The organism is Arthrobacter agilis, assembly GCF_002953615.1.
GTDB lineage: Bacteria > Actinomycetota > Actinomycetes > Actinomycetales > Micrococcaceae > Arthrobacter_D > Arthrobacter_D agilis_B.
The window spans coordinates 3,321,305-3,324,436 of record NZ_CP024915.1; the positions used below are offsets into that span (position 1 = coordinate 3,321,305).

Annotated in this window: 5 protein-coding genes; 2 read left to right on the top strand and 3 right to left on the bottom strand. The window is 59.9% G+C overall.

The features are described 5' to 3' along the window. A partial coding sequence (locus CVO76_RS17675; protein ID WP_208741877.1) for a BLUF domain-containing protein occupies nt 1–168 on the bottom strand: 168 nt, incomplete at its 3' end. A gap of 643 nt (nt 169–811) precedes the next feature. On the opposite strand from CVO76_RS17675, the gene CVO76_RS17680 reads away from it, so the two are divergent. Further along, nucleotides 812–1,165, top strand: coding sequence for a hypothetical protein (locus tag CVO76_RS17680; RefSeq protein WP_208741878.1), 354 nt, complete (start codon nt 812–814; stop codon nt 1,163–1,165). 219 nt (nt 1,166–1,384) lie between these two features. Here CVO76_RS17680 and CVO76_RS16305 read toward each other — a convergent pair whose 3' ends face one another. Beyond that, nucleotides 1,385–2,038 (bottom strand): GNAT family N-acetyltransferase, encoded by a 654-nt coding sequence (locus CVO76_RS16305; protein WP_208740134.1) that lies wholly within the window; start codon nt 2,036–2,038, stop codon nt 1,385–1,387. A gap of 274 nt (nt 2,039–2,312) precedes the next feature. After that, nucleotides 2,313–2,807, bottom strand: a complete 495-nt coding sequence (locus CVO76_RS16310; RefSeq protein WP_208740135.1) for a MarR family winged helix-turn-helix transcriptional regulator — start codon at nt 2,805–2,807, stop codon at nt 2,313–2,315. A 145-nt stretch (nt 2,808–2,952) separates the two neighbouring features. Here CVO76_RS16310 and CVO76_RS16315 point away from each other — a divergent pair. Beyond that, nucleotides 2,953–3,132: hypothetical protein (locus tag CVO76_RS16315; RefSeq protein ID WP_208740136.1), on the top strand; the 180-nt coding region annotated here is incomplete at its 3' end.

Consider the following 3,132-nt stretch of genomic DNA (forward strand, 5'->3'; position numbering starts at 1 on the left):
CACCTGAAGGAAACGGCCGCCCCGATACAACAGCATCCCTGTCACCTCGGCGCGGGCATTATTTCGCCGGCTGATTGCCAGCAGGGCCGAGAGGTCCGCATCATTTAGAGGACGCGTTGCGGTGCTCGAATACACGATCGACAACGTCTGATCCCTTGAGGTGGCCATGGCATGAGCCTACCCGACACACATCCCCGCACTTCCCTTCGTCCCCGTGGTCTTGGTTCAGGGAAGCCATCTTGAGGTAAGGAGTCGGCGGCGCCCTAGAAGCCTGGGTCTCAACAGGATTTCGGGCGCCGACGCCCCTACCAGCAGTCGCTTCCGCGCTGGGGGACGGGAAGCTACCAGCATCGTCGCTTCCGGTCTCAAGAGAAAGACGCTGCCAGGGGTGTCAACCAACCACATCGCGAGAACGGGCAGGGCTGTCCACCCCTGAGCCAACGCTACGAGCTCCACCCTTCTCGAGCACGAGTGCCACCCACCCGAGTTAGCAGCTCGAATACTCGAAAGACGGGCGACGACTACCGGCAGTATCATCCGTGGATTCGACTGAAGATCGAGCGAGTCTTACTGTCTGCAGTCACGGGAAAGCTTCAACCGGCGCTCATGGCTCACAGTGTGGGTTTTGGCACAATTACCGATACGACGCGCTATGACGGCACTTTCCTGACTTTCGAAGCCGACTCGATGGGCACCATCTTGTCGCTACCCGGCAAGCAGCGCGAACGCGTCTTCGGCACCGCTCGACTGATGGCCACGTGCCTGAGGAAAGAGAAGATCGCCGCGTGGGTCAGCCCCCGCATGGGAAGCACTGCGCACGAACTCGACGACAGAACTCACGAACTGGTGGAACAGCTACGCCAATTCCACCATGGCCGTCCTCTCCTCCGGCAGCGGCCCCTTCCACCGCGGCACATCGATGGAATACATACTGGCCAACAAGCCCTTCACCTTTCCTTTCAGCACCCGAAGCCCTTCACGCGAGCTGACTCATGGGAGTTTGATTCGCGGGTACCTATTTGTTGACGTATCGATCGGTGACGAAAGTTTGTCGGAGGGGGCGGGGTCAGGCGGAGGGGCTGCCCCGGCTGGCCGTCTGCTTGACCAGTTGGGGCAGCCCCTGTCAAGTGGATCACGCAGCAACCACAGGACGTCAGTTGGATGAGCTACTGGGCGGGCACTCGACAAAGACGGTCAACAGTCGGACTAACTAGGCACTACAGACGGTGAAGCTGTCTGCTACGGGCCGACCTGTGGAATTGCGTGCGTGCAGGTTGTGGTGCGGGTTGCTCAGTTGCTTCGTGGCCGGTGCGGCTCCTGTTGTACCGCCACACCAGGCACGCCCGTCATTCAGCTGACAGTTCAGGAGAGCGGGCCCCCAGGTCTAGGACACGTGCATCAGTTGCCGGTACTGCGGGTTCTCCCGCAGGAAACCTTGCACGACGGGACAATACGGGATGGCCGCGAGCCGGCGCTTATGGGCTACGAGGATCACGTTACGCGTCAGTATGCCCTCGATGCCCATGCTCTCGAAGTTTTCAGTGATGACGGTGCGGTGCAACCGCAGGGCTCCGGCCCGCATCGTGTAGCTGACATAACCGGCGAGGGACCCGTTGCGGAACAGCTCGAAGCGGCGGCTCAGAGCGTTGTCGCGGAACTTCTCCCGCACCATCGATGGTGAAGCCTGCGCACGCTTGGCTGTCCGTCGCTCGAGCTCAGCTGTTATCCGCTCATAGTCATCGCATGCGCCATAGGGCGGGAAGTCCGAGTCGATGACCTTGTATAGGGCATTGCTCCACCGACGAAGATCCCGGTTAGTTTCCTCAGTGAGATCAAACGGGACCTCCATCGCATCGTTGCATCCAAGTGCAACCTGCTGCACCTGCTCCAGCCCGCCAGAAGGCAGACCAATGAGATCAGTAGGGGTAACGGCGTGAAGGACATGCTCCACAGGTTCAGAAACGGAGGCTTCGGACATGGAGCGGGCAACCAGGGGGATGCTTGTGCGAGGGGAGGGTGCCAAGGGAGAGATAGACATGAGCCGAACCTTTGAACCTCTTCAAGATCACCTGAAGACGATGATGGCCGCTTTCTTGACCTGAGCTGAGCCTACGCAGTTACCTAGAAAAATGTAAAGCTAGACAATCTAGCGATATGCGACCTGACCAGTTGGAGTCTTCCTCTGGCCCATCAACAGGTCCTGACTGCTCAGAGTGCCGGTTGCCGGAGCGGCAAGTCGACGAGGAGCTAGGACAGGAATCTGGGCCAACGTCATTGAACCGGTGCATTCTTGGCACGAGGAGTTTGTGGGCTCAGGCGAGCCGCTGGCGGACGTCATCGAGGACGGCGGCGAAGTACTGCTCGATGATCGCTACGTCCGCGCAGGCAAGGCCCGCTGCTACGTCGAGGAAGCTCGCTCGCAGCAGCGAGGCCGGGTACTGATCGGTCCATTCCTGCATGGAAGATGACGGCTTGAGCAGTATGGCTCTACGGTCGGTGCTACTCGGCCGCCGTGTCACGTATCCATCGGCTTCAAGCCGATCCAGGACCAAGGTCGTCGTCGCCGAGGACAGCCCGAGGTGAGCGGCGATGTCTTTCGGACTCACCTCCCTGCCCTCGCCCCATTCCTGGGACAGGTAACCCAGCGCCGCCATGTCTTTATCGTTGAGATTCCGCGTATCTCTCTGCTCTCGGTACGCCTTGTTGGTGAGCTGGCGCATCTCCCGAAGCTTCGCGACCATATCGTCGACGTGGCGTAGCTGCTCCTGCGAAGGCGTGTTGTCCGATTGCCCCTGGGTGTCTGTCATGGTGTCCTGCCCCTATGAATGCATGGGGGACCCAGATGTTGCGCCCCCGCATCATGCCTCTACCGTTGCAGATCCCGGCCTGCCGTGTCACAAATTTGATAGCTAGATTATCTAGCTTGTCCGTTTCTGACCTTTGATGTAACGTATGGAACGAGTCATCAACGGTTATGCGGGGGCGCGTACCGAAGCAGCAGCACGTGTTCCCCCGCACCGTCAGCTACTTCTTCTGTGCGCCCGCTTACCGCGGGTGATCTACCCCCACAGTGAGCGCCTTGCGCTCGAGCAGAAGGAGCAAAGCCATGACCGAGAACCTCACCCGGAACGA